24 protein-coding genes are annotated in these 24139 nt (G+C 38.2%); 16 read left to right on the forward strand and 8 right to left on the reverse strand.

Translation table 11 applies throughout. The annotated features are described in order from the left end of the window. Positions 1-356: 356 nt before the first annotated feature. From J2S08_RS12390 to J2S08_RS12400, 3 genes are all read right to left on the reverse strand, one after another. The gene (locus tag J2S08_RS12390; protein ID WP_307229936.1) at positions 357-1058 is read right to left on the reverse strand and encodes a TraX family protein; all 702 of its coding nucleotides are present in this window, start codon (positions 1056-1058) and stop codon (positions 357-359) included. Between the two features lie 159 nt (positions 1059-1217). After that, complete coding sequence (locus J2S08_RS22550) at positions 1218-1370, reverse strand: helix-turn-helix domain-containing protein (RefSeq protein ID WP_370875681.1); 153 nt, start codon at positions 1368-1370, stop codon at positions 1218-1220. Between the two features lie 342 nt (positions 1371-1712). Further along, positions 1713-3107: a sigma-54 interaction domain-containing protein gene (locus J2S08_RS12400; RefSeq protein ID WP_307229940.1), complete on the reverse strand. Its 1395-nt coding sequence runs from the start codon at positions 3105-3107 to the stop codon at positions 1713-1715. A 192-nt stretch (positions 3108-3299) separates the two neighbouring features. Here J2S08_RS12400 and J2S08_RS12405 point away from each other — a divergent pair, with 192 nt between their 5' ends. From J2S08_RS12405 to J2S08_RS12480, 16 genes are all read left to right on the forward strand, one after another. Continuing rightward, positions 3300-4217: a proline dehydrogenase gene (locus J2S08_RS12405; RefSeq protein ID WP_307229941.1), complete on the forward strand. Its 918-nt coding sequence runs from the start codon at positions 3300-3302 to the stop codon at positions 4215-4217. 181 nt (positions 4218-4398) lie between these two features. Further along, entirely contained in the window at positions 4399-5379 is a 981-nt protein-coding gene (locus J2S08_RS12410) for an ornithine cyclodeaminase family protein (RefSeq protein ID WP_307229943.1), read from the forward strand. 231 nt (positions 5380-5610) lie between these two features. Next, complete coding sequence (locus tag J2S08_RS12415) at positions 5611-6174, forward strand: MarR family winged helix-turn-helix transcriptional regulator (RefSeq protein ID WP_307229944.1); 564 nt, start codon at positions 5611-5613, stop codon at positions 6172-6174. A 56-nt stretch (positions 6175-6230) separates the two neighbouring features. After that, positions 6231-6776 (forward strand): signal peptidase I, encoded by a 546-nt coding sequence (gene lepB, locus J2S08_RS12420; RefSeq protein ID WP_307230056.1) that lies wholly within the window; start codon positions 6231-6233, stop codon positions 6774-6776. A 541-nt stretch (positions 6777-7317) separates the two neighbouring features. After that, on the forward strand, positions 7318-8256 hold the full coding sequence (locus J2S08_RS12425) for an ABC transporter ATP-binding protein (protein ID WP_307229946.1): 939 nt from the start codon (positions 7318-7320) through the stop codon (positions 8254-8256). Positions 8257-8268: 12 nt separating this feature from the next. Then, a complete protein-coding gene (locus J2S08_RS12430) occupies positions 8269-9012 on the forward strand; it encodes an ABC transporter permease (RefSeq protein ID WP_307229948.1) in 744 nt (247 codons plus the stop codon). Continuing rightward, a complete protein-coding gene (locus tag J2S08_RS12435) occupies positions 9009-9821 on the forward strand; it encodes an ABC transporter permease (RefSeq protein WP_307229951.1) in 813 nt (270 codons plus the stop codon). The genes J2S08_RS12430 and J2S08_RS12435 overlap by 4 nt, the downstream gene beginning before the upstream one ends. A 530-nt stretch (positions 9822-10351) precedes the next feature. Continuing rightward, positions 10352-11245, forward strand: a complete 894-nt coding sequence (locus J2S08_RS12440; protein WP_307229953.1) for a DNA-3-methyladenine glycosylase family protein — start codon at positions 10352-10354, stop codon at positions 11243-11245. A gap of 198 nt (positions 11246-11443) precedes the next feature. Continuing rightward, entirely contained in the window at positions 11444-12553 is a 1110-nt protein-coding gene (locus tag J2S08_RS12445) for a glycerol dehydrogenase (RefSeq protein WP_307229954.1), read from the forward strand. Positions 12554-12660: 107 nt separating this feature from the next. Further along, entirely contained in the window at positions 12661-13287 is a 627-nt protein-coding gene (locus J2S08_RS12450) for a pyridoxamine 5'-phosphate oxidase family protein (protein WP_307229956.1), read from the forward strand. 322 nt (positions 13288-13609) lie between these two features. Beyond that, positions 13610-14584, forward strand: coding sequence for an ABC transporter substrate-binding protein (locus J2S08_RS12455; protein WP_307229959.1), 975 nt, complete (start codon positions 13610-13612; stop codon positions 14582-14584). Between the two features lie 2 nt (positions 14585-14586). Then, complete coding sequence (locus tag J2S08_RS12460; RefSeq protein ID WP_307229961.1) at positions 14587-16578, forward strand: iron ABC transporter permease; 1992 nt, start codon at positions 14587-14589, stop codon at positions 16576-16578. Between the two features lie 84 nt (positions 16579-16662). Then, a complete protein-coding gene (gene kynU, locus J2S08_RS12465) occupies positions 16663-17949 on the forward strand; it encodes a kynureninase (protein ID WP_307229963.1) in 1287 nt (428 codons plus the stop codon). Further along, on the forward strand, positions 17950-18585 hold the full coding sequence (kynB, locus tag J2S08_RS12470) for an arylformamidase (protein ID WP_307229964.1): 636 nt from the start codon (positions 17950-17952) through the stop codon (positions 18583-18585). Positions 18586-18593: 8 nt separating this feature from the next. Further along, positions 18594-19466: a tryptophan 2,3-dioxygenase gene (gene kynA, locus J2S08_RS12475; protein WP_307229967.1), complete on the forward strand. Its 873-nt coding sequence runs from the start codon at positions 18594-18596 to the stop codon at positions 19464-19466. A gap of 133 nt (positions 19467-19599) precedes the next feature. Continuing rightward, positions 19600-20958: a sodium-dependent transporter gene (locus tag J2S08_RS12480; protein ID WP_307229969.1), complete on the forward strand. Its 1359-nt coding sequence runs from the start codon at positions 19600-19602 to the stop codon at positions 20956-20958. 238 nt (positions 20959-21196) lie between these two features. Here J2S08_RS12480 and J2S08_RS12485 read toward each other — a convergent pair whose 3' ends face one another. From J2S08_RS12485 to J2S08_RS12505, 5 genes are read right to left on the reverse strand one after another with little or no spacing between them, the layout of a single operon-like run. Continuing rightward, positions 21197-21529: a DUF4870 domain-containing protein gene (locus tag J2S08_RS12485; RefSeq protein ID WP_307229971.1), complete on the reverse strand. Its 333-nt coding sequence runs from the start codon at positions 21527-21529 to the stop codon at positions 21197-21199. A 3-nt stretch (positions 21530-21532) separates the two neighbouring features. Then, a complete protein-coding gene (locus J2S08_RS12490) occupies positions 21533-22030 on the reverse strand; it encodes a small multi-drug export protein (RefSeq protein WP_307229973.1) in 498 nt (165 codons plus the stop codon). Between the two features lie 56 nt (positions 22031-22086). After that, positions 22087-22986 (reverse strand): ABC transporter ATP-binding protein, encoded by a 900-nt coding sequence (locus tag J2S08_RS12495; RefSeq protein WP_307229975.1) that lies wholly within the window; start codon positions 22984-22986, stop codon positions 22087-22089. Further along, positions 22983-23393, reverse strand: a complete 411-nt coding sequence (locus J2S08_RS12500; protein ID WP_307229976.1) for a GntR family transcriptional regulator — start codon at positions 23391-23393, stop codon at positions 22983-22985. The genes J2S08_RS12495 and J2S08_RS12500 overlap by 4 nt, the downstream gene beginning before the upstream one ends. Continuing rightward, entirely contained in the window at positions 23390-24112 is a 723-nt protein-coding gene (locus tag J2S08_RS12505; RefSeq protein ID WP_307229978.1) for a hypothetical protein, read from the reverse strand. The genes J2S08_RS12500 and J2S08_RS12505 overlap by 4 nt, the downstream gene beginning before the upstream one ends. Positions 24113-24139: the final 27 nt, after the last annotated feature.

Genomic DNA, 24139 nt, shown 5'->3' on the forward strand with positions numbered 1-24139 from the left:
GGTAAGTCAGTTTTACTGCCTTATAGGCAGCCCCTTCTTGTACTGAGTAAAGAAAGAACAAAATCCATCCCCCGCCTATTATGAAGTGTAAGAAGCAGAAGTGCTAGAAGGAGATAACTAAAGGATTAAGACAATGTATTGAACGAAGAAAAAGTGCTCTTTTTTTCGAGAAATCGGATGAGAGCCCCCCTGATTGAAAATTTACTCTATGTATGTTTTATGATGGAAACAGCTCATTGGTAATGCAGCTTCGTCCTCGCCGGTATTGTCTGGCTTTGCAACGAAACGGGGAGCCTGTGACGTCTCCCCGGAAGAAAGTACCTAACGCACTGCGAAGTAGTTTCTTTTTTTATTACCTAAATAATGAAGAATCGTATTAAAAAAATTGTAAAGAGGTGGGCTGGATAGAAAATATAGAAAAAATATTTATTAATTTTAGGTCGGATACTCGTATGGATATAGATAAAGGGTAACGACAACACCGCAAAGAACTGTAGCCCAATCCCAAAGCCGAACACATGAACAAAATCACCGGGGAGGGAAAATGACATCAAAATAAAAACAAGAATAAACGAAAGCCAATTTTTGTTACGGCAAAGATAGAAGATAACCATTAGAATTATTCCGTAAATCCCGTAATCAAGGCCAATGAAGAATACCATCGCAACTGCAATCAGAATCATCCACCAGTTTTTTTTAATATTCATAAGCGCGTTTATGACCAGCACACCGGCAATCAGCGTAAAAAAGATGTTCAAAACGAGAATATTTTCAATAAAGCTTTCCCATGTAGGATGAAAAGCCATTACAAAAAATGGCTGTGATATAATGGCGAAAACGAATAATCTGCCAATATATTTTTTTGTGCTGCGTGTATATAGGCAACCTACCACTAGACAGTAAGCAAACAGCGGAAAGGCAATACGGCCGATTATAGCAAGGGCTAAGTTATCGGGGAAAAAATTCTTCATTGTATGGTCTACAGCCATGCTAATAATAGCAACCAGTTTTAAAAAGTTTGTATCCAGATTTTGCTTGGTTTTCGGTATACATTCCAATTTCCTGTTCTCCTTATGGTATTTTGGATGGCGCTAATTTACTTCGCCTTATCGCTTTATTGCGACATACAACACCGCACTTATTTTATCACGCACGATGGCATCCGGCAACAACAAAACTGCAAGGTTCCGACCGCCTCAATCGGCGGCCGGAACCTCCTAGCGGCACAATTCGTCCATGGTGACATCCAGAGCCTCGGCAATTTTCAAGGCATTGAAAACCATACAGGCCTCGCGTTTTTCGATGCCCTCCAGCGTCCGGAGCGGAACCCCGCTGACCTTGGCAAGTTGGACAAGGCTCATCTTCCACATTTGCTGAGCGGGCGCACGTTCACCACCGGCTACACCCCCTTCTTTCCCTGACCGCCAGAGTAAGCGCGGACGTGGAAACCACGGCGGCGACCACCAGCGGGATAACACGCCACGGCTGGGACAAGAAGATAGCGGCTGTCAAAGGCTGGCATTTAACACCAGCACCGCGATAATTGACTTTCGCATAGAACCCACGTATAAGCGTAGGGTACCGGGTCCTTTTGCCCTTAGCGGCGATGGCCAACGCGACCGTGGCGACCGCATTCGCCCACACGCCGAGGACAAGGGACAACCAGTCCGCTACATTTGCTCCTCCATTTCCATGTCATTAAATTAGATTTTTTAAGCAAGTCCATATTTTTTTAATTTTTGATAGAGAGTAGAGCGGGCAATTCCTAATTCTTTTGCAGCCAATGTTTTGTTGTTGTACGTTTTTTCGAGGATTTGTTTAATTTTTTCTTTTTCAGTTAGCTGCCTCTCTTCAGCCAGCGAAGTGTATACAGGCGGCAATGGTGATGCAACGGTTTGTGATGAAGAAATTGCACCAGCTTCTTTTGGCAAAAATGCCATCGCTGTCTCCTCGATCCGTTCTCCTTCCTCATGGAGGACAACAAGCCGTTCTGCAAAGTTTCTTAATTCGCGAATGTTGCCAGGCCAGGAGTATGCATAAAACATTGCCATTTGTTCCGCTTTCAAAGAGGGAATCTCTTTTTTATATTTTGAAGCATATTCATTCAAAAAGGTATTCAACAATTCAAAAATATCTTCCATTCGTTCACATAATGGCGGAATATCAAGATGAAAAACATGGAGTCGATAAAATAAGTCTTCGCGAAACAAACCTTCTCTCACCATCATTTCTAAGTTCCGATTAGTGGCCGCGATAATTCGAATGTCTACCTTTCTCGGTTTTTGTCCCCCGATTCGATAAATCTCTTTTTCTTGCAAAGCACGAAGCAGTTTTACTTGCATATCTAATGGAAGCTCTCCAACTTCATCAAGAAACAATGTTCCTTTATGTGCAAGCTCCATTTTCCCAGGTTTTCCGTTCTTATCTGCACCAGTGTAGGCTCCCGGTTCATAGCCAAATAATTCACTTTCAAAGAGCGCTTGAGGAATCGCTCCGCAGTTCACCGCAATAAAAGCTTCGTTTTTTCTAAGACTATCTTCATGGATTGCTTGTGCAAAGAGCTCTTTTCCAGTGCCGCTTTCTCCAAGCACGAGGACAGTAGCATCGGTTTTAGCAACTTTTTTCGCAAGCTTGATGACATTTGTAATTGCGATGCTTGAGCCTTTAATGCGATGAAACGGGTCTTGATATTGGGTTTCTTGTATTTTCTTCTTCAATTTTTGCAGCTCAGTAGAAGTGGAGGAAAGCTTTTCATTTAACTTAATCGTAGTAGTAATATTCTTTTCGACGGACATAGAGCCGATCAATTTTTTTTCTTCATCATAAATAGGGACAGTCGTGACAAGCACATGCATATCATGGCGCGGTTGATGATACAAATCATAAACCGGTTCCTCTGAGGCTAATACTTTAAAATTCATCAAGTCCGCCCGCTGAAAAAATGTCTGAATATCCTTTCCAATTATCTCACTCTGCGAAATATTGTAAATATTTTCGGCAGCACGATTCCAATATACAACGATTCCGTCCGTATCTATAATAGAAATGGCTTCATCCAAAGCTGCTAGCAGTGTCTCTAGCGCTCTAATAGGAAAGTAATTGTTCATGATGATGATTTCTCCTCTTCTTTTTCTGACAGTGTATGCAAAATCGTACATGAATAGACAGTTGTGTTTATAAAATCATACACTAAGACGGACAAAAAAGACAATAAGACGACATTTACTCAAAATAAATACAATTGGCACATTAGTTGCATGTATATAGTGGTAATTATTTTAGGAGGTGTCATACAGCGGATGGAAAAATTAATGAAAAACTTTTTCTTATTTATGGCTGGTAATCAATCATTGAACAAGTTAGCAAAAAAGCATGGACTTCGGTTTGGAGGCAGTAGGTTTGTCGCCGGAGAAACATTGGAGGCAGCCATTGACGCTGTAAAAAAGCTAAATGAAAATGGTTTGATGGTTACACTGGATCATTTAGGCGAATTCGTCAGCTCTAAGGAAGAAGCTAGTGCAATGACGGCATATTGTATGGAAACATTAAAAGCAATTGCTTCTAATCAAGTAGATTCAAACCTATCTTTAAAGCTTACTTCCATGGGCCTAGATATTTCTTATGATTTTTGTCTGAATAATATGAGAAAAATTCTAGAGCTGGCAAAAGAATTAAATATTTTTGTTCGTTTTGATATGGAAGATTACGCTCATCTTGATCAAACATTGAAGCTATTTCGAGATTTGCGCAAGGAATATGATCATTTCGGACTAGTTATTCAAGCATATCTTTATCGAACTGAAGAAGACATTGTAGCACTAGCGAAGTATGGTACGAATCTTCGCCTTGTGAAAGGTGCGTACAAAGAGTCGCCTGACGTTGCTTTTCCAGATAAAAAAGATGTAGACGAGAACTACCAACTCATTATTCGCAGGCAGCTTGAATATGGAAATTATGCAGCGGTTGCAACGCATGATGATGCGATGATTGCATATACAAAGCAGCTTGTGAAAGACTTGAACATTTCGAATGATCGATTTGAATTCCAGTTTTTATACGGTATTCGAACTGAGCTGCAAAAAAGTTTAGTGGAAGAAGGCTACCGGGTTCGAGTTTATGTACCATATGGAAACGATTGGTATGGCTATTTTATGCGACGTTTGGCTGAAAGGCCTGCAAATGTTGCCTTTGTGTTAAAAGGAATGGTGAAAAAATAAGAAGAGATGTCCGCAGATCGAATGTGGGGTTATGAAACAATGACTCCACTATTCTTAAAAAAAATAATTCCTCATATTGGTGGAGATTTAGTAGAAACAAAGGTAGTATAGGATGAAGGTTCGGAATTTTTTCAATAGATAAATAGGTAAGTTGTATCAAGAAGTAAAGGGTGAATTGCATTTGCTTATTATTAGTAAGGAAGAACAGAAAAAACATATGAAAATGTCAGAAGTCATTGACCAAACGGAATTAGCATTAAAGGAATATTCCCGTGGTCAAACGCAGACGCCTATTCGCACTTCTCTTCCTTTTTCTGAAGGGAAAAGTATAGCCCTTTATATGCCTTCAACCGCGGAAGGACTTGAGAGCATTGGGTTGAAATTTGTAAATGTCGTTCCAGAGAATAAGAAAAAAGGTAAAAAAACAATCAATGGGATTGTTGTCCTTTCCCACTATGAAACAGGTGAGCCGCTTGCGCTTTTAGAAGGTTCTTATTTAACGACGATGAGAACAGGTGCTTTATCTGGTGTAGCGACAAAATACTTAGCAAGAGAAGATGCGAGCATACTAGGTGTCATTGGAACTGGCGAGCAAGCCAAGGGTCTTTGTGAAGCGGTATTAGCAGTAAGAAAGATAGCAAAAATCTTACTCTATAACCGCAGCAAAGAAAAGGCGCTGGCATTTGCAGCATATGTTCAAGCTACGTATCAACTGGAAGCTGTTGTCATGGAAGAAACCGATAAGGTTGTAGAAACCGCACATATTTTAATTACAGCAACAAATGCCTCTGAGCCGATATTCTCCAGTAAATTAACGCCAGGAACGCACGTCAATGCAGTTGGCTCTTTTCGCCCTGCGATGCAAGAGCTGCCATCACATGTGATGGTACAAGCAGATAAAATTGTTGTGGAAGCCGTCGAAGCTGCTTTAGAAGAAACAGGCGACTTGATCGTACCGCTTGAGAAAGGACTTATCACAGCAGACAGTATTCATGGAGAAATAGGTGAGATTGCACTTGGTTTAAAATCCGGCCGCGAATCGGATTCTGAAATCACTGTGTTTAAATCGGTAGGCCTTGCAATTGTAGATATTGTCGTTGCTAAATATGTTTATGAAAAGGTAGCCGCCAATAAAGGCGGTGTACATGCATCCCTTGATTAAATAGAATCGATCATCGCTGCATGGTGATTAACAATGAAACGATATAAAGAAGCAAGGGGAAGTTTTTAAAATAAAAAACTTCCCCTTGCTTTTCTTTGAGGGAGATCAACAAGAAGGGATGCAATAGCGCCATTTTCTGATAGTTCACAATGAAATAGACACTATGTTGATAATATAAAGGATGGATGCTAAGATAAAGCTATAATTGAGCAAATTACAAGGAGATGCACCATGGATTATTCCAAAGAACGAAGAGATTTATTTTTAATGCAGCAAGTTTATGGGACACTTTTCTCACTTATCAATAAACTTCAAATACAAGGGGATAAATATTTAGATGACTTAACCTCAAGGCAGTTTATGACGATTATCGCAATTCTCCATTTGTCGGAAGATGAAACCACATTAAATAATATCGCAAAAAAATTAGGAACTAGTAAGCAAAACGTTAATAGGTTGGTTACCAGTATTGAAAAAAAAGGTTATTTAAGTGTCGTGCCTAGCGAAAAAGACAAACGTGCAATAAATGTGAAGCTTTCGGAAATGGGCAAAAGAAAAGTGATTGAAAGCAGTGAAAAAGCTGTCCATTTTATGGCTGATGTTTTCAATCAATTTACAACGGAAGAATTGGAAACGTTATGGAAGTTATTGAAAAAGCTATATGAATTTGACGGCGAAACGCATGATGGTTTTGAAGAAGAAGGCAGGAATATAGCTGCAGAAGACGATAATAAGATCATAAATAAAATGATGGAGGAATTTTCAAAAAAAAGAAGGGAAAAACTTCACAAGTAAGTTATATTCTTGATATTATCTTAATAGGAAGGGTGAATGTATTGACAGAAAGAAAAATGAAATCCGAATCACTTGAATGGATCATGTCTTTTCTGATAGCTATAATAGCAGGTTTAGTGATCAAATTCTTTCTTTTTACTCCAATTGTAGTGGATGGTCAATCGATGAAATCAACATTAAACGATCAAGATCGGATGATTGTATCTAAATTAAGCAAACCAGAGAGATTTGATATTGTTGTTTTTCATGCTAATGAAAAACAAGACTATATAAAGCGAGTAATAGGATTGCCTGGAGATAAGATTGAATACGAAAACGATACATTATACATTAACGGAAAAGCATATGAGGAAGAATATTTAGAGGAAAACAAGAAATGGATAAAGGAACAATTTGGTGAAGATGCACTTCTAACAGATAACTTCACTTTAGAAGATTTATGGGGTTATGAAACGGTGCCAGAAGATACTATTTTTGTGCTTGGCGATAATAGGCGTTTCAGCAAGGATAGTCGACATATTGGCGTCATACCAATGAAAGCAATAATAGGGGATGCAAAAATTGTAATTTGGCCAATAAAAAATGCTCAAATCATAAGGTAAAACGTGTCAAACTGCTATTAGAGCAAACATCCTAGGGAGCATTTATGGAGCAAAAGTTGTTGATGTACATCGTCACATGCAGAAGCATCCTTTCAATACGGGGCTGTTCTAAAAGTTTTTTTATGACTTTTAGAGCAGCCCCGTTTGATTTAACTGAATTCAGCTAACTTATTGAGTGATGAGTGGAAGTGAGCAGGAGAGTGATTAATCAAATTTAGCCTTAACTGACAGTAAGACCCCTATCTCAAGAGTAAGAGGAATCGAAGTCTAGATGGGGAAACCTGCCAGTAAATGTCCGATTGGTTCGGGCCTACAGGATAAGGAAAGCTTCTTGAATCAACATCGCACGAAGAAAAGCGGTTTCCTTTTCGAGGACGCCTGCGATCTTAGCCTTTGTTCTACTTCTTATCATCGGAGGATGATAAAAAACCCCCACTCATGGAAGTTTCACTTTATTTTTAGACACTATGTTGACTATTTTGGTCGTTAGTGCTACTATCCAATTAGACAATATGGTGTCTAGTTAAGGGGGAGAATTAACATGGATAATGTTATTACCGTTGAAAATCTCAATAAAAGCTATCAATCAAAAAAAGCAGTTGACAGTATAAGCTTTACTGTAAAGCAAGGTGAAATTCTAGGGTTTCTTGGTCCTAACGGTGCTGGGAAAAGTACAACACTCAATATACTCGCTACTGTATTGTCACCTGATAGCGGAAAAGTCACGATTCTAGGACATGATTTGAGGAAAGATGTAAAACGAATTAAAAAATCTATCGGTATTGTCCCACAAGATCTTGCTATATACGAAGAAATCAGTGCAGAAAAAAATGTACGTTTTTTTGCTGGCCTTTATGGTATTCATGGAAAACAATTAGAGAGTCAGGTGAAAACTGCATTAGAGTTAGTTGGACTTTATGATAAACGAAACGAGAAGCCAAAAACTTTTTCTGGGGGCATGAAAAGAAGATTAAATATTGCTTGTGGAGTTGCTCATCATCCGCATCTTATTATCATGGATGAACCAACAATTGGTATTGATCCACAATCCAGAAATCACATTCTGGAGTCTATAAAAATATTAAAGGAAAATGGGGCTACCATTATTTATTCCACTCATTATATGGAGGAAGTAGAAGCGATTGCAGATAGGGTGATTATTATGAACGATGGAAAAATGATCGCTTCTGGCACACAAGAAGAACTAAATAAGAAAGTGAAAAATGAAATTATTTATTCTTTCAAAGTGAAAAAACAACAAGATTTTGAAAAATCAAGTTTTGGACATATAGCTGGTATTAAATATGTAGAAGTGTTTAGCGATACAATTACGATAACTGTTGATATGAATAACGATTACCTTAATGAAATAATTGCCCTCATCTTATCAAAGGGGTGCAAAATTGAAAATATGAGCAGCGTGAAAGCATCTTTGGAAACTGTATTCCTTGAGTTGACAGGGAAAACTCTAAGAGATTAAGGAGGCCGGAATATGAATTTTTTTAAATTAGTTAAATTCGACTTTATGAATATTCTCAGAAATCCATTTTTGGTCATTTCTAATACGTTGCTTCCGCTCATTTTGATTGGCATCATGGGTTTTGTCACGAAATCCAGTTTTGGAACAGAGCTTACAACGTCCTATGATTATTATGGTGTGAAGATGGTGATTTTTTCTGTGGCCGTTATCGCAATGACTGCATCCAATGCGTTTATGGAGGAAAAAGTGATAAAAGGAAATTTGCGTATTGTATATGTCCCTGTTTCTAAAACAGAAATTTATCTTTCCAAAGTAGTTTCTTCCTATATTTTAGCTACTTTTTCATATGGTCTGTTGCTGCCTATCGGACAATTTTTGCTACAAATAAATTATGGAGGGAAAAATATTTTTTACGTCATGTTGGTACTTAATTTTTTCAGTTTGTTTGGCTGTTGTCTAGGTACGATGTTTTGCTGTATTTTTAAAAATGAAGAGCGAGCGAATGCAATTATGCAGATCCCTTTGGCATTATTTATCTTCTTTGGTGGTTTATTTTTTCAAATTCACAGATTTGGCAAAGTCATCAATGATATATCAATATTTTCACCAATAAAATGGGTGGTCGATTGCACATTTCGCATTATCTATGATAACGACTTTCAACTTTTTTTACCAGTTTTGCTATTTTTGCTCCTTGCTTCTGTTGTTTGTATTGTTATTTGTCAAATTATTTTTAGGCCGGAGGAATATGTATGATAGATTTATTTCGAAACAAATTGGAACGCGTATGGACTAAAAATGAAATTATTCTTATTGCGGTTGTCATTGTACCGCTTATGATAGCAGTCTCCATATTTTTTTCTGGGAGAACCACAACGAAAGAAGTAATTGCGTATATTTCAGAAAATACGCATAGTATTCCTAAATCATCGTATTTTCAATTTGAAATGGTAGAGGAATCACCGAAGGTTTCTCAACTTGTAGAGGGTAACTATGTGGCCATTGTAAAGGAAAGTGTTCATGGTGATTATGAAATAATGACTTTGAAAAATAACGAGGAAAAAGAAGCAATTCAGACTTTATTTTCAACTGGCACCCTTCCTGACAACTATAAAGGCGATGATGTGAAACGGAAATTACGTGGAATAGGAACGAATATTTTTGGGTTTATCACGATGATTATCCTTATGCAAGGAGTGGCCTTAACAACGCTATACCCAGAGGACAGAAATTTAAAAACATTCAAGCGTATCATGACTTCACCGGTAAGTGTAAAACAGTATCTTTTTGTTCAATTAATATTTACTTTCTTATGCCTTTATATACCATCTTATGTTGCGATTATAGTAACCAAACTTTTTTTTGACATTAACATAGGTTTTGGACTTGGAACAGTAGCCATTTTACTTACCGTCTTGACTGTTTTTGCTACCGTCTTTGGACTGTTTATGTCTTCTATATTCGATCGCAATATCCATCTCATCACAAGTGGTGTCACGATCATTACTAGTGTTTTATCAGGATGTTTTATTCCAACAAATGGGAATAATAAAGTGTTTAACTGAATTTGTGATCTTATTCCACAGAAATACTTTATGACTATCGTACATGGCATGGAGTTTGGAGAAAGCCTCTGGCATTTTAAAGAACACCTTTTATGCTTAACAGCGTGGACTATTGCGTTGTATTTGTGTGGAAGTTATGTTACTAAAAGGCGTATGCAAAATGGTGCATGTTAAACTATTGAGAAAGAAATTAGTAAGGAAAAGAAATAATAATAGAGTTCTGAATGTTTAGAGATTATTTAGCGAAAGAGAAGTGGCATTGTAATGTAACGGTTTATTTTCAGCTTGCCATTTAAACATATCCGTCTTCCTGAAGGAGGCTTTTGAAATAATTGACGTTCATCAGCAAAAGAAGAAAACTCTTACTGCAATTCAAGAGATGATCGTTTATAATGAACATAATCGAACGTGTGTTTCATCTTGTGTATTGCCAAAGGATAATGAAGTCAAGTGTCCATTTGAAACCCTCTCATTTTCGGAGAGGGACATTCGTACCCGACTTTATTCTAAAATGAGAGGAGTTTTTTGTTATGTGGCAAGAGGAAGTAGAGGGCATTGGTCCATATGATTTTGATCGTGCACTTGATCGTCTAGCACGTGATCCGCTTCATGCGATAGATAGGAAGGAACGAAAAATTACTGTTCCTATTTATGAGCCAAAGTTAGAAATTGCAACTGTTCAAGCAATCGGGACAACGACACACCCGCTTTTCATTGTTTCGGGGGATCATGAAGAAACAAAGGATGCTTGTTTAAGGCATATTTTTACTATTTTTCAATGGAAAACGTCTCTATCAGATATTCATCGTCATTTTCTAAAAACAAGCCTAAGGGATATTTTCGAAGCGCATTTAGGTACACCAATCATCCTTGATTTTTCTCCATACAGTTGTATCGTCAAATCGATCATTCACCAACAATTAAATATCGCATTTGCTTATGTACTTACCAAAAGATTCGTTCATACTTATGGCATGCAAAAAAAAGGAGTTTGGTTTTACCCGTCTCCTGAAAAAGTAGCGGGGCTAACAGTAGACGCGCTTCGAGAATTACAATTTAGTCAACGAAAAGCAGAATATATTATCGGGGTTTCTAAACAAATCACAACAGGAGAATTAGACCTTTCAGTACTACAGACTGCTTCTGATGAAGAAGTTGTACAGACATTGACAAAAGTTCGGGGCATTGGTCCGTGGACAGCGCAAAGTTTTCTTTTATTTGGTTTAGGAAGACCAAATCTTTTTCCGAAAGCAGACATCGGTATTCAACATGCAATAAAAAAGCTTTTCCAATTAGATAAAAAGCCAACTTACGAACAAATGGACACTTACAGCAAAGAATGGCAGCCATATTTAAGCTATGCATCGTTATATCTATGGCGTAGTATTGAGATAGAAAAGCAAAAAAGCAAAAAGAGAAAGTGAACACCTTCATATCTAAAATGTGGAAAGAAATCAAGTTGTTTATTCGTGATTTAAGTATATTGATTTCCTTTTTTTACAAATGATTAATTTTGACACAATACTTTCCAATTTTCCAAGGTATTATATGACGATAATATGATAGGCTAATAAATAAGAAGAAATTACTTTTCTTCAAGTTATAAAAATGAGGTGGCATCAATGGAAAAAACATTTATTAGTCCTAGTAAATATGTACAAGGAAGTAACGTTATTGAAAAAATTGGCAGTTATGTCAAGCCACTTGGTACGGTTGCATTAGTGATGGCCGACGATTTCGTTTGGGAACTGCTTGGCGATAAAGTTGTAGGTAGTTTAGAAAAAGAAGGCATTAAAGTAGAAAAAGTTGTTTTTCAGGGGGAAAGCTCTGAAAATGAAGTAATTCGCATTATTGATAACGCGAAAGATAAAAATATTGGTGTTTGTATAGGTATTGGCGGCGGGAAAGCAATTGATACTGTAAAAGCTGTAGGGTATGGCTTGCATTCAAAATGGGTAACAGTACCTACAGTTGCTGCTTCTGATGCACCAACAAGTGCACTTTCCGTTATTTATTCTGATGAAGGTGTCTTTGAATCATATAAGTTTTATCCACAAAACCCTGATCTAGTTTTAGTCGATACAAAAGTTATTGCAGAAGCTCCAACAAGATTTTTTGCAGCAGGCATTGGTGATGCGCTGGCTACTTGGGTAGAAGGCCGTGCAACAATCGAAGCCCGTAAAAAAGCGATGGCAGGAGGAGGAGCTACACTCGCTGCAACAGCTATTGCAGAAAAATGTTGGGATACGTTATTTGCTTATGGCTATTCCGCAGTTCAAGCAGTAGAGAAAAACGCAGTTACTCCTGCAGTTGAAGCAGTTGTAGAAGCGAACACTTTATTAAGTGGACTTGGCTTTGAAAGTGCAGGGCTAGCAGCAGCACATGCGATACATAATGGTTTTACTGTATTGCACGGAGAAATCCATAGCCTGATGCATGGTGAAAAAGTTGCGTTTGGAACGTTGACACAATTAATCCTTGAGTCTAGAGATATGGATGAAATTGACCGATTTATTGAATTGTGTGTCCAAATTGGCCTTCCTACAACATTGGCAGAAATAAAACTAGAAAATGCAAGTATGGAAGACCTTTATAAAGTTGCTGAAGCAGCTTGTAAACCGGATGAAACAATGAATAATATGCCATTTGAAGTAACGCCTCAAATGGTTGTAGATGCGATGTTGACAGCTGATCAATACGCAAAAAAAGTCAAAGAAAAAATGAACAAGTAAATAGGACTGCTTCATGAACTCGTTTAAGGGATGCTTAGACGAGTTCATTGTTTTTCAAGAGACAATGAACTAATCTAAATGTAGCTGCTTGGAAAGGAGAAAAATACATGCCGTTCAAACAGATTTTGAAAACCGAAAAACAAGTGCGGGAATTGATTGGCTACCCAAGAGAAACAATTAAACGCAAAACGATTCATTATTTGGATCACCATTGTCAAGATTTTATTCGACTTTCACCTTTTGTCTTACTGGCGACAAGTGATAAAGATGGAACATGCGATGTCTCGCCACGTGGTGATATGGCTGGCTTTGTCCAAATTTTAGATGAAAAGCGGCTTGTCATTCCAGAGCGTCCCGGAAATCGTAAAATTGATTCTATCCGGAATATTCTCGCGAATCCACAAGCTGGACTTATTTTTCTAATCCCAGGTTTAGAAGAGACATTGCGAGTAAATGGAAAAGCCTATATCATTGCTGATCAAGCATTGTTGGAAACGATGGCTGTAAAAGGAAAAGTACCGAAGCTTGCGATTGGAATGGAAGTAGAGGAGTGTTTTATTCATTGTGCGAAAGCATTAAAAAGATCACAATTATGGGAACCGCGTTCTTGGCCTAACCGCTCTGATTTGCCATCACCTGCCAAAATCTTATCCGCACACATTAATGATCCACGTCATGACGAAGAGGCAATTCAACGCGCCTTAGAAGAAAGTTATCGTGAACGGTTATATTAACAAGAGTTAAAAACATATGACTCTCCTGCTAACAATCAGCAATATTTTAGTGGGGATTTAGCATTCCCCACTATCGTTTTAGGGGATTTAGCATCTAAAAAACCTCCTAGGAATGGATTGAACATTTAAAATCCCCTCTTTAAAAACATCAGTAAAGGCTTTGTATCGTATTAAATGCAAGTTATAGCTGTATTTTATGATACATATTATTACATATATAAATAATTATAAAGTGTAATTAATATTGATAATCATTTTCATAAAGGTTATAATGTCTTTGCTTGTTAGTATATAGGACATTATGTTGAAGGGAATTAGTAGAATGAAAAAAATTGTACTTTTAATTGTTTTCGCTATTTTTTTTGTAGCAGCTTGTGCTAACAAAAGCGAACAAAAGAAAGAAATAACTGAAGGTTCAAAAAAAGATGCTATTACAATTGAACACTCTTTAGGAAAAGCTACATTTGACGAAGCACCGAAGCGAGTTGTAATTTTAGAATGGAATTTTGCAGAAGACATGCTTGCATTAGATATGCAGCCAGTAGGTCTGACTGATATAGAAGGCTTTAATAAATGGGTGAATATTAATCAAAAAATAAGTGATGATGTTGTTGATGTTGGGAAGCGGCAAGAACCTAATTTAGAGGAGATTGCAAAATTAAACCCAGATGTCATTATTACGTTTAAACAAAGCCACGAAAAAATTCAAAAGGATTTAGAAAAAATTGCGCCAACCATTTTCTATGAATTATATACAGAAAAAGCTAGAGAAGATCAATACGAAAATATGATTAGCAACTTTAAAACGACTGCTAAGCTGTTGCAAAAAGAAGCAGAAGCCGATCATGTTTTGAAACAATTAGAAGAAAAATACCAGGAAGCAAAAAAAGAGATTGACACGTTGCAATTACCAACAAATCAATTTGTTTTGACACAGGCTTTCAGTGCTAACCAGGCGCCATCTTTCCGGCTTTTCACGCAAAATTCAACAGCTAGCAAAATATTTAATAAGGTAGGGCTGGAAAATATCATTACAGAAGAAAAAACAGCTGAATACGGTTTTATAAAAGCAAATGTGGAAGGATTGGCTCCATATCAAGATGCTTTATTGATTCATTCAGTGCAAAAAGACGACCCGTTATTTAATAATCTTAAAAACAATCAAGTATGGCAAAACTACTCATTTGTAAAAGAAGACAAGATGTATGATCTTGGCGGCGATAGCTGGTTATTTGGTGGAGTGTTATCCGTAGAAACAATCGTTGATAACCTCGTTTCGGCATTAAAAGAGGGATGAACATGGCTAGTTCTATAAAAAAAACACTTGCTGTATTAGGGGGGATTCTACTTTTCTTATTTTTAGCATCCATTCATCTTAGCCAAGGTCAGTCTTCCCCAGGGTATTTTACTTTTTGGCAGCAATTGATGGACGATGAACAGCAATTGACGTTTTTTCTATATACACGACTACCGCGTTTTGTGGTTGGGTGTTTAGCAGGGGCAGCCTTGGCAATAGCTGGTATGCTGATGCAGACAATGACGAAAAATCCTTTAGCAAGTGCTAGCACACTGGGCATTCATTCTGGAGCATACTTTTTTGTCGTTGCTTCTACGATTTTTTTTCCATCCATCAGCGGCCAACACCCTCTTTTAGTTGCATTTACAGGAGGATTAACTGCTGCAGTAATCGTTTCATGGTTGGTTGGGAGAACGCTCGATCCTGTTCGTGTGGCCTTAACAGGTTTAATTGTTAGTATGTTATTTGCTTCTTTTACAAGTGCATTACAGCTTTTCTTTTCGAATGAGGCAGCCGGTTTATTTTTATGGGGTTCTGGTACTTTGCTGCAATTAGATTGGTCTGGTGTTCAATTTGCTTGGCCTTGGCTATTGGGAGCTATTTTAGTTGCATGGCTTTTCGGCAGAAAACTTGATGTTTTGCTTCTCGGAGATGAAACAGCTGTTGGCCTTGGGGAAAAGGTTGGAACGATTAAAACAATTGGCTGGATTATTGCTATTTTACTTGCAGCAACTACAGTAGCAGTAGTTGGCCCGATCGGTTTTGTCGGTATTATTGCCCCACATCTCGTACGATTGCTAGGCTTTAGCCAACATCGGGATATGATCGTTGCAAACATTGTCATAGGGGCTATGCTGCTCATTACTGCAGACATTTTCGTCCGTATTGTATCCCAATCATCTGAACTGCCTGTTGGGGCGATGACAGCTCTTGTTGGTGGTCCGTGGCTCGTTTATTTAGCGGTGAAAATGAGCAAAGGGAGACAAGGAAAACAAGCTGTATTAGACGGAAATGATTATTTTCCAAATAAATCAATCCTTGCACTTATCTTATTATGTTTATCAGCAGCTGTTCTCTTTTTAGGGATATCATTTGGCGGGACTTCATTCACCCCCCTTTATGAAATCACTCATGAGCTTCTCCACAACGTATATGTTTGGGATTTCCGTGTACCCCGAGTATTGACAAGTTTTCTTGTTGGCATGCTCATGGCTGCTAGTGGCGTATTACTGCAAGCAGTATTGCGAAATCCGCTGGCAGATGCTTCTGTTCTAGGGGTCACTTCAGGTGCCGGAATGACAGCAATGTTATTTTTAACAGTGATCCCAAGTTTGCCGATCTTTTTTGTTCCGTTCGGTGCATTTATTGGTGCTTTTGCTGTGATGGCGACGATTTTATATCTTAGCCGCCGATCTGGTTTTCAGCCGACGATGCTTGTGCTAATAGGAATAGCGCTTTCTGCAGCTTGTTCCGCCATCATTCAAGTGCTCCTAGTACGATCTAAGCTAGGTGTTACACAAGTTTTAACATGGTTGTCAGGAAGTACGTATGGAAGTTCTTGGGATTCTGTTCTTATCGCCTTTTTAGCGGTTATCATTTGTTTCCCGATCGTATATTATTTTTCACGTACATATGATGTTCTCATGTTTGGAGAGGAATTAGCCGTTGGATTTGGAATAAAAATAGATCGAACACGTTTATATATGATCATAGCAGGCGTTTTTTTATCGGCCGTTAGTGTAGCATTAGTTGGGACAATCGGCTTTGTCGGTTTATTGGCTCCACATGCTGCTCGACGCATGGTTGGTGTTAAACACATGTATGTTTTTCCTGTCAGCATTGTGCTTGGCGGCATCTTTTTAACCTTCGCCGATTTCCTCGGGCGGTATTTATTAGCCCCTAATGATATTCCCGCTGGACTCTTAGTGTCATTAGTGGGAGCGCCTTACTTGCTATATTTGTTAAAGATAACCGGTAAAATGAATCGAGTATGATGGGTTTTTCGCCCTTCCTACTCGATTTATATTATTTTTTATAGTAAAATAAGACTGAAAATTCAGAAGTGGGGAGTGAAAGGAATGGGTGCTGAACAGAGGATCTTATCTATTGACTATGCACGAAAGTTGGATGAACAAGACGTTCTCGCTCACTTTCGAGAAGAATTTTATATACAGCCTGAGACGATTTATCTTGATGGCAATTCATTGGGACTCTTATCGAAAAGAGCAGAGAAAGCTTTGCTGTCGATACTTGATTCATGGAAACAATATGGAATTGATGGATGGACAAAGGGAGAACATCCGTGGTTTTATCTATCAGAAAAATTAGGGGAAATGACAGCGTCTCTTATTGGTGCAGAGCCAGAAGAAACAATTGTAACGGGCTCAACTACTGTGAATTTGCACCAGCTAGTCGCTGCCTTCTTCCATCCAAACGGTTCCGCAACAAAAATATTAGCTGATGAATTAAATTTTCCAACAGATATTTATGCTTTACAAAGTCAGTTGACATTAAAAGGACTAGATCCTAATAACCATCTAGTGAAAGTAAAGAGTGAAGATGGACGAACACTGAAGGAAGAGGATATTATTGCCCAAATGTCAGAGGAAATTGCATTGATTGTGCTGCCAAGTGTGCTTTATCGAAGTGGGCAAATCCTTGATATAAAACGGTTGACGGCGGCAGCGCATAAACGCGATATCGTCATTGGCTTCGATCTTTGCCATTCGATTGGCTCCATTCCGCATCAGTTGAGCGAGTGGGATGTAGATTTTGCTTTTTGGTGCAATTATAAACATTTAAATGGCGGACCGGGAGCGGTTGGCGGCCTTTATGTGAATAAGCGCCACTTTGGTGTAAAGCCAGGCTTAGCTGGTTGGTTTGGTTCTCGAAAAGATAAGCAGTTTGATATGGAACATACAATGATTCAGGCAACTCATGCTGGCGCCTTTCAAATGGGAACACCGCATTTATTAAGTGCTGCACCGCTGTTAGGTTCTCTAGCAATGTTTGCAGAAGCGGGCATAGAGAATATTCGTGCAAAATCATTGCAATTAACAGACTACATGATGGCATTAATCGACGCAGAACTAAAACAAGAGGACTTCACAATTGCGAATCCACTCAATCATCAACAAAGGGGCGGCCACGTCTATTTAGAACATCGAGAAGCAGCACGAATTTGTAAAGCACTAAAAGCAAACAACATTATTCCCGATTTTCGAGCACCGAATGGCATTCGCCTTGCACCAGTAGCGCTCTATAATACTTTTACAGAAGTCTGGGAAACGGTGCAAAGGTTAAAAGTGATTATGAACGAAGAGCAGTACAAACAGTTTGAAAATAAACGTGATGAGGTGGCATAATTGGCAAAAAATAAGAATAAGTGGATTGATATTTCACAACCTTTGACGAATGATATCAGGCATTGGCCCGGCGATACCCCATTTACTTATGAGGTGAAATTTTTAAAACAGCAAACAGGTTCAGTAAATATTGGGAAAATAACAACAAGTTTACATACTGGTACGCATATTGATGCCCCATTTCATTTTGATGATAATGGCATGCAAGTGCATCAGCTCGATATCAATATGTATATTGGGAAAGCTCGTGTGATCGATGTGTCTAACTATGAAAGCATTGGCAGGGAGGAATTGGCCAAATCATCTTTAGAGGGGGTTTCTCGTTTATTGCTGCGCACATCGACAATAGACAATCCAACCAAATTTCCTAAATCGATTCCTTATTTACGTGAAGATATCGGTGCTTTTTTACAAAAGAAAGGCATTTTCCTCATTGGGGTGGATGTTCCTTCAGTAGACCCATTAGATAGTAAAGAATTGAAAGCTCATCATGCATTGCATCAACATGGCGTCCATATTTTGGAGAATGTCGTCTTAGAACATGTGAAGCCAGGTGATTATGAACTGATTGCCCTGCCACTGCCTATTCATGGAGCTGATGGCAGTCCTGTTCGAGCGGTTATCAGGTCCATCTAATTGAAAGAATGAGGGGGAATCTGGAGTTGTCAAAGCCAATATCTGAGTTAAATAAAAAGTTGGAAGCAGAAAAAGGGATTCATACGGACTTTTTGCACGATATGACATATGGCGATTACCTACACTTAACACCATTGCTCGGAAGTCAGCACTGTTTATCTGATCATCATGATGAAATGCTTTTTATTATTATTCATCAAGTGAGTGAGCTTTGGATGAAGCTGACCATCCATGAATTGACGGCTGCAATAGAAGCAATTGCAGATGGAAAAATGCAAGCAGCATTTAAAATGCTTGCCCGTGTATCAAAGATTCAAACTCAAATCATTCAAGCTTGGGACGTATTATCGACATTAACACCAGCGGAATATATGGAGTTTCGGGATAAGCTCGGAAAAGCCTCAGGTTTCCAATCTTATCAATATCGGCTCATTGAGTTTGCGCTTGGTTATAAAACGAGCCATATTTTAAAAATTTACGAAAAGGACCCTGCTCTTTATGCGAAGCTGGAGAAGGCTTATCATGCACCGAGTATTTACGATGTTTCCATCAAGGCGCTGGCGCGGGCAGGCTTTGCTATTAATCCCGCTTTATTGACACGTGATTTTTCTAAAACGTACGGCGGTGATCCAACTGTGGAGGCTGCTTGGCGTAAAGTATACCAACATGTTGATCAATATTGGGATTTGTACCAACTTGCTGAAAAGCTGATTGATATTGAAGATTGGCTCCAGCAATGGCGTTTTCGCCATATGAAGACGGTTGAACGTATTATCGGCTTTAAAATAGGCACTGGCGGATCATCAGGTGTCAATTATTTGAAACAAGTATTAGATCATCGCTTTTTTCCAGAATTATGGGATTTGAGAACGACACTATAAAAAATAATGGAAAGTGCTAGACATCAAAAATGAACCACTGCTGGTTATTCCTGTTTTTGCACTTGTGATCAATAAACAGTATGATGGTATAGTTTAAGAGAATTATCCGACCATGAAATAGGGAGTGGATGTAATGAAAGAAAGCAGAGAGCAGTGGTCGTCGAAATTAGGCTTTATTTTATCCTCGGCTGGGGCTGCGATAGGACTCGGCGCTATTTGGAAGTTTCCTTATGTGACAGGAATGAATGGAGGAGGAGCTTTTTTCCTCATTTTTGTTGTTTTTACATTATTGATTGGACTGCCAATGCTAATTTCTGAATTTATTATTGGCAGGGGAGCAGGGAAGGAAGCCATAAGTGCTTATAAAAAATTGGCACCTAAAAGTACTTGGGTGTGGCTTGGCCGGCTTGGTGTCCTCGGCTGCTTTTTATTGCTGTCTTTTTACAGCGTTGTAGGTGGCTGGGTTCTTATCTATAGTGCATTATCAATACCGGGGAAAGTGATTAGTGAGCATGCTCAGTATCCAGCTCTTTTTGAGCATATTATTGGTTCGCCGCTCATTACCATTTTAGGTCTTGGTTTGTTTATTTTCCTTAATGTCATCGTGATTGCGTCAGGAATCAAAAACGGGATTGAACGTGCAAGCAAGTATATGATGCCGCTCTTATTTATATTTTTTATCATTCTTGTTATTCGTTCATTAACATTAGATGGTGCAATGGAAGGAGTCCGCTTTTTTCTAGCGCCGGATTTTTCAAATATGACGGGCGGAGCCGTTTTATATGCATTAGGCCAGTCATTCTTTTCACTAGCGGTTGGCTTTTCCTGTATGGTTACATACAGCTCTTATTTAGACAAACAAGTCAGCATCCCATCGTCGGCTGGTTCTGTTGTCGGAATGAATATTTTTGTTTCTTTATTAGCAGGACTGGCAATCTTTCCAGTTGTGTTCTCCTTTGGGCTTGAACCTGCTGAGGGGCCTGGCTTATTGTTTATTATTTTGCCATCTGTTTTTTCGCAGCTGCCATTTGGTGAAGTTTTCCTATGTTTATTTTTATTATTGTTTTTATTTGCTACTTTAACGTCTTCCTTTAGTTTATTCGAAATTATTGTTTCTGCATTTACCGAGAATGGCAAATGGACACGCAAGGCAGTTGCATGGTTGACTGGCATTATTGTCTTCGCAGCCGGAATTCCAGCCGCACTGTCTTCAAGTTCTTTGCAAGACTTTACGTTGTTTGGAAAAACAATCTTCGATGCAACAGACTATTTAGTGAGCAATCTTATGCTTCCATTAGGAAATTTATTTATTGCTTTATTTATTTCTTTCCGAATGGATCAAATGCTTGTGAAAGTTGAATTTCAGTTAGGCCACCATTTATCGCCTTCGTGGTTTTCAATATGGCGAACATTGATGAAGTGGCTAGTACCAATCACAATCGTTATCGTCTTTATCAGTTCATTAGGAATATTCGATATAAAGGCTCCGTAGGAATACGGCAATTTCATCTCAAATCTAATGGCAGCAAGGCTCTAGGAATCAAAGTAGGATGTCTCGCATTTTACTTCTAAACAATGAGTAAAGTTGAATGATATTCTCCCGCTTCAACATTCATGAAGTGGGAGTTTCCATTTTTCATCTTTTACAAATCTAAAGGGCTTAGCCAAACTTCCAATCATGTGAGGAAGAATCACCATTAAACGACTTCACTTCTACTACTCTGCTAGTCTTAAAATGATGGAACTTTGAAAAACTGAATAGCTGGATATCGATAGAGTTTTCCCTTTATTGTTGAGTAGATCGCATGGATGATGAGAAGAAATTCTATGATGATGATACTAAATCGGGAGTAATGGAGCTCCATTGGAACGAAAATAGAAATGATTAGAATCGTTAATAACGTAAAATGAAAATTGATTGCTGCAATTGACTGGGCCTTTAAAAAGGCACTTTTCTTGCGAGTGAAGAAATAAAAGATAATGGGAGCGAGAAAGGCTAAGAGTAATGAGCTGCTATGCATCATGATCGCCAAACTTTTCTCTTTCCGAGTTAGCTGTAACATCTTTTATTCAGACCCTCCTTGTTGAAAATAAGTAGATAAGACACCATCATGATCAGGCAAAAAGGAAAAACCAAAATGAGCAGCAAGAGCGGCTGCCGATGTCCAAATTGCTAGACTAGCAATCATCCATCCCGTCACGAGACGTTTTTTGCCTCCTAATGAGATGCCCATCAATGCAGTTAAATGGCTTCCGACGAAAAGTGGGCCAATAATGGCTAATCCCGGCATACCGTATTGATTCCAAAGGCGGACAGCACGTTCCGTTCTTTTTGTCTTTTTTGGTTCGTTGCGCTGTTTTTTTCGCCATATTTTAAAACGCTCAACAGCAAGGACAAGCAAGAGAATCGTCAATGCATTTCCTAAAAAACCTAAAATCGCTACGGGAATAGCGGGCATCCCACTTAAAATTGCTATTGGTACAACCGCTATGACTTCAAAAAATGGTATAGCAGCTAACAGAAATACAAAAAAATATAAACTAACAGACGAAATAAATGGCATTTTTTCCTTCCCCTTCATTTTTTATTATTAAAATAATTCTGAACCTAAATAGATGTCTATTTAGGTGCGTGCGTACTTTCTAATAAGCGATTGTTTTTTGAAAGCAGAAGCGATAGAATATCGTCTAATTCTAATGATTCTGCTTTGATCAATGGTACTTTTTTTTCCATTAACATTGTTTTAGCTCGTGAAAAATGCTTCGTGATAAAAAATTGATGATGCTTATCAAGTACGATTGTATCCTTACATGCCTTTAGCTTTTCTGGTACGGCAGGTACGTAGACTTTTCTCCATTCATAAAGCAGTTGATCTTTTTCTAACTTTCCAATCAGTTTTCCTTTATGAAGGACGATTAAAAAATCGACTAGCTTTTTCACTTCATCCATTTGGTGAGTCGCTAAAAAGACAGTATTGTCTTCTGTTTGCATAAAAGTTGCGATATCCTCCAGCATCTGTTTTTTAGAAAAAACATCTAGGCCATTGGTTGGTTCGTCAAGAATGAGCAATGATGGATTAGATGCCAATGCTAAAATAAAAGCAAGTTTTTTTTGATTGCCTTGCGATAGGTGATGAAAGGCTTTATTGTCTTCTATTTCATAATCTCGCAATCTTTTTTCAAATTGCTGCTGATCCCATGAAGCGTACCAGTTAGCATAAAAAGCGGCTATTTCTTTCGATGTTAACATTTCGTAGCCAATTGGATGTTCTGGAACAAAAGCGAAACAGGCTTCTTTTTTTTGCTGATTATTTTCTTTTCCAAAAAGGGAAATGCTTCCTCTATCTGGATGCAGGATGCCTAACAGCAGTTGAAATATCGATGTTTTTCCAGCCCCATTTGCTCCAACAAGAGAGGTGATTGTACCTCTTTCGACGGAGAAAGAAATGTGTTCTAACTGAAAGCGATCGATTTTTTTGCTTACTTCACTAAATGACACGACTGGATTATTTCCTATCACGATTTATCCTCCTTCTCTAATTCTTCTGTAAGCATGCGTATTAAGTCTTTGCTGCTATATTGAAAAGACTTGCTTAACGTAATGGCATCACGAAGTATTTTGCGTATTTCGTTTTCCTGATAAAAACTTTGTTCTTGCTGTTGAATTTCTGTAACAAATGTCCCCAGTCCTTGCTTTGTTTTAATAATGCCCTCAATTTCCAAATCGTGATATGCTCTTCGTGTTGTAATGATGCTGCAAGAAAGCTGTTGACTTAAAGCACGAATAGATGGCAGCAGCGTGTCCTTTGACAATTTGCCACTCATAATAAGCGCCCTTAATTGGTTTTTAATTTGGACATATAGCGGTTCAGAACTATCACTATCCACAATAATAGGCAATTGTCTCCATTCATCATGTTTTTTCATAGCATTGGCACGTCTTTCTTGAGAATGAATACAGACATTTTCGCTTTTAAATAGAGCAGTAGAAAGACAACAAGACAAGGAATCCCTAAGCTAATAACCGTGTAGTTTGCCGCCAAAAGAAGACTGCTGTACGTTAAGCTTTTTAATGGAAAAACATAATGTGTGAGAATGAGGATAACGAATAGACAAAGCGGAATCACAAGACTCGTTATCCAAAAAAATTTTTTCCGATTTAAAGTCTGTTCAAGATAAATCACAATCATATTTAAAATAAAGATATAGCTAATCCATAATAATGAAAAACGAACATATTGCAGTATTGTCAAGTAGTCCAGCAAATGTCTCGAAAATATGCTCACACTTGTAAAATATAGAACTAGCACAACGATTAATGTCCCCCAATGCAACATTATTTTCGCTCTTATAATTGTTAATGTAGGGATAGGCAGCATCCGATAAAAGATGTTGCGGCGCCAGTTATGATCCGTTAGCTGTCCGGTAACATAATGATAATAAGAGTGATTGCAGAATGGGAGAGCAACAAATAGCAATAAATCAGTGAAAAACAAATGGGATTGCTCTTTGTCAAACTGCAAAGCATCGATAAACTTTCCCGTCAAAAAACCAATTAATACAATAAAAATAATATTGGTAATCATTGCTTTCCAATTTTGTTTGCATTCGAAAAGGATAATGATTCGTTCATCTCTGTTTCCCAATTCAGTTATTCCTTTCTTTTATGGTGA

It is taken from the genome of Bacillus chungangensis (genome assembly GCF_030812995.1).
Taxonomy (GTDB): Bacteria; Bacillota; Bacilli; order Bacillales; family Bacillaceae_C; genus Bacillus_CF; species Bacillus_CF chungangensis.

What these genes read in the sequence shown, in the direction of transcription:
- J2S08_RS22550 (WP_370875681.1), bottom strand. Translation starts at nt 1,370, where the DNA reads ATGTGGAAGATGAGCCTTGTCCAACTTGCCAAGGTCAGCGGGGTTCCG.
- J2S08_RS12400 (WP_307229940.1), bottom strand. Translation starts at nt 3,107, where the DNA reads ATGAACAATTACTTTCCTATTAGAGCGCTAGAGACACTGCTAGCAGCT.
- J2S08_RS12405 (WP_307229941.1), top strand. Translation starts at nt 3,300, where the DNA reads ATGGAAAAATTAATGAAAAACTTTTTCTTATTTATGGCTGGTAATCAA.
- J2S08_RS12415 (WP_307229944.1), top strand. Translation starts at nt 5,611, where the DNA reads ATGGATTATTCCAAAGAACGAAGAGATTTATTTTTAATGCAGCAAGTT.
- lepB (WP_307230056.1), top strand. Translation starts at nt 6,231, where the DNA reads ATGAAATCCGAATCACTTGAATGGATCATGTCTTTTCTGATAGCTATA.
- J2S08_RS12425 (WP_307229946.1), top strand. Translation starts at nt 7,318, where the DNA reads ATGGATAATGTTATTACCGTTGAAAATCTCAATAAAAGCTATCAATCA.
- J2S08_RS12430 (WP_307229948.1), top strand. Translation starts at nt 8,269, where the DNA reads ATGAATTTTTTTAAATTAGTTAAATTCGACTTTATGAATATTCTCAGA.
- J2S08_RS12435 (WP_307229951.1), top strand. Translation starts at nt 9,009, where the DNA reads ATGATAGATTTATTTCGAAACAAATTGGAACGCGTATGGACTAAAAAT.
- J2S08_RS12440 (WP_307229953.1), top strand. Translation starts at nt 10,352, where the DNA reads ATGTGGCAAGAGGAAGTAGAGGGCATTGGTCCATATGATTTTGATCGT.
- J2S08_RS12445 (WP_307229954.1), top strand. Translation starts at nt 11,444, where the DNA reads ATGGAAAAAACATTTATTAGTCCTAGTAAATATGTACAAGGAAGTAAC.
- J2S08_RS12450 (WP_307229956.1), top strand. Translation starts at nt 12,661, where the DNA reads ATGCCGTTCAAACAGATTTTGAAAACCGAAAAACAAGTGCGGGAATTG.
- J2S08_RS12455 (WP_307229959.1), top strand. Translation starts at nt 13,610, where the DNA reads ATGAAAAAAATTGTACTTTTAATTGTTTTCGCTATTTTTTTTGTAGCA.
- J2S08_RS12460 (WP_307229961.1), top strand. Translation starts at nt 14,587, where the DNA reads ATGGCTAGTTCTATAAAAAAAACACTTGCTGTATTAGGGGGGATTCTA.
- kynU (WP_307229963.1), top strand. Translation starts at nt 16,663, where the DNA reads ATGGGTGCTGAACAGAGGATCTTATCTATTGACTATGCACGAAAGTTG.
- kynA (WP_307229967.1), top strand. Translation starts at nt 18,594, where the DNA reads ATGAGGGGGAATCTGGAGTTGTCAAAGCCAATATCTGAGTTAAATAAA.
- J2S08_RS12480 (WP_307229969.1), top strand. Translation starts at nt 19,600, where the DNA reads ATGAAAGAAAGCAGAGAGCAGTGGTCGTCGAAATTAGGCTTTATTTTA.
- J2S08_RS12485 (WP_307229971.1), bottom strand. Translation starts at nt 21,529, where the DNA reads ATGTTACAGCTAACTCGGAAAGAGAAAAGTTTGGCGATCATGATGCAT.
- J2S08_RS12490 (WP_307229973.1), bottom strand. Translation starts at nt 22,030, where the DNA reads ATGCCATTTATTTCGTCTGTTAGTTTATATTTTTTTGTATTTCTGTTA.
- J2S08_RS12500 (WP_307229976.1), bottom strand. Translation starts at nt 23,393, where the DNA reads ATGAAAAAACATGATGAATGGAGACAATTGCCTATTATTGTGGATAGT.